The sequence below is a fragment of the Mesorhizobium sp. M7A.F.Ca.CA.003.01.2.1 genome, assembly GCF_003998945.1.
GTDB classification, from domain to species: domain Bacteria; phylum Pseudomonadota; class Alphaproteobacteria; order Rhizobiales; family Rhizobiaceae; genus Mesorhizobium; species Mesorhizobium ciceri.
The window spans coordinates 1-1075 of record NZ_RZRA01001340.1 but is presented as its reverse complement, the minus strand read 5'-3'; the positions used below and the strand labels follow the sequence as shown (position 1 = coordinate 1075).

2 protein-coding genes are annotated in these 1075 nt (G+C 61.6%); one reads left to right on the top strand and one right to left on the bottom strand.

From position 1 onward, the window contains the following. Positions 1-439 (bottom strand): Lrp/AsnC family transcriptional regulator (locus EN969_RS32515; protein WP_164758730.1); only part of this gene is annotated, 439 nt, incomplete at its 3' end. A gap of 115 nt (positions 440-554) precedes the next feature. Between EN969_RS32515 and EN969_RS32510 the strand changes: the two genes are divergently transcribed. Continuing rightward, a complete protein-coding gene (locus EN969_RS32510) occupies positions 555-803 on the top strand; it encodes a DUF6356 family protein (protein WP_063169910.1) in 249 nt (82 codons plus the stop codon). Positions 804-1075: the final 272 nt, after the last annotated feature.

Genomic DNA, 1075 nt, shown 5'->3' with positions numbered 1-1075 from the left:
CCTTGATCTCTTCCATCACGAAAGAGGCGGAAACATCAGACAGCGCCACCTTGGCGATCAGCCGCTGGTAGAGCCGGTCATAGGCCTTCACGTCGGCGACGCGGGCGCGCAGAACGTAGTCGAGGTCGCCGGACATGCGGTAGACGCCGATGATCTCGGGAAAGCCGGTCACCGCCGCCCGGAATCTCTGCAGCCACTCCGGATCGTGGTTGGACGTGCGGATCAGGATGAAGACGGAAAGGCCAAGCCCGAGCTTTTCGGCATCGACCAGCGCCACCCTGCCGGTGATGACACCGGCCTCCTCCAGCCGCTTCACCCGGCGCCAGCAGGCATTGCGCGACAGCGCCACCCGTTCCGACAACTGGTCGACCGACAGCGTGCCGTCGCGTTGCAACTCGGCGAGCAATTTCCGGTCGATTTCGTCAATTTCCAGCGCCATGTGGGATATTTGTTCCATGCATCACCGAAATACAAGGACATTTTGAGACCGATGAACCGGCGAAGCATGTCAGGATACTCATATCAGGAACTTCAAGCGCTGAAGGGGAACCAGCATGTCGGTCGCAAGGATTTTCACCTCTCATCCGGCCAAGGTCGGCGAAACCTATTTCAGCCACATGGGCTTTGCCGCCTGGTTTTCGTCGCGCCTGTTGATGGCGGCCGGCGCCGCGCTCGTTCATGCTTTCTTGCCATTTCTGTTTGAAACTACCGCCAGCCGAATCGTTCGCGAGCTTTACGAGCGGACGCACAACAGAGGCACGCACGCGACCAAGGAGCCTGCGGCTCTTCCGGATCGCGCCTAGGCGATCCCGCCATCGAGCTTCGTCACCATGACCAGGGACGGGATCAACATTCGGCCTTTTGCTCCGGCCGTGGCGAAGCTGGCGTTGGCCGGGTAGTTGCAAATTGCGGCAACGCCGCGGGCCAGCGCCCCCCTCTGTCCTGCCGGACATCTCCCCCTCAAGGGGGGAGATTGGATGTCGCGACGGCTTTCGCCAATCGCCGACCTTGCGGGACTGAGCGAGGCGCCGAAACTGCCAATCTCCCCACTCGAGGGGGAGATGTCCGGCAGGAC

Excerpts from the sequence above, each read along its gene's own strand:
- EN969_RS32510 (WP_063169910.1), top strand. The coding sequence starts at position 555 with ATGTCGGTCGCAAGGATTTTCACCTCTCATCCGGCCAAGGTCGGCGAA.